Source organism: Micromonospora sp. URMC 106 (assembly GCF_051386395.1).
In the GTDB taxonomy this organism is placed as follows: Bacteria; Actinomycetota; Actinomycetes; order Mycobacteriales; family Micromonosporaceae; genus Micromonospora.
The window spans coordinates 1-337 of the sequence record NZ_JBPQTP010000265.1; the positions used below are offsets into that span (position 1 = coordinate 1).

The 337-nt window shown below is 80.1% G+C and carries 1 protein-coding gene; it reads left to right on the plus strand.

The genetic code is table 11. The features are described from left to right. Window positions 1-337, plus strand: a 337-nt coding sequence (locus ACSNOB_RS32055) for an MFS transporter (RefSeq protein WP_436691196.1), incomplete at both ends; no start/stop codon positions are given.

The following is a 337-nucleotide window of genomic DNA, read 5'->3' on the forward strand; positions in this document are numbered from 1 at the left end:
TGTACGCGGACCGCTGGGACCGCCGCCGGACGATGGCGGCGGTGGACGCGCTGCGCGCCGCCGTGGTGGGCGGGCTCGCGATCGCCGTCGCCGTCGACCGGGCGGGCGTCGCGGTGCTGGTGGCGGCGGCGTTCCTGCTCGCCGCGCTCGGCACCCTCTTCGACGCCGCCGCGTTCGCGATGCTGCCGTCGGTGGTCCCGCCGGCCGCCCTGCCCCACGCCAACGGCCGCCTCCAGGCCGGCACGGCGGTGGCCGGCGGCTTCCTCGGCGCCCCCGCCGCCGGGGTGCTCTTCGCCCTCGCCGCGCCCCTGCCGTTCGCCCTCGACGCCCTGACCTT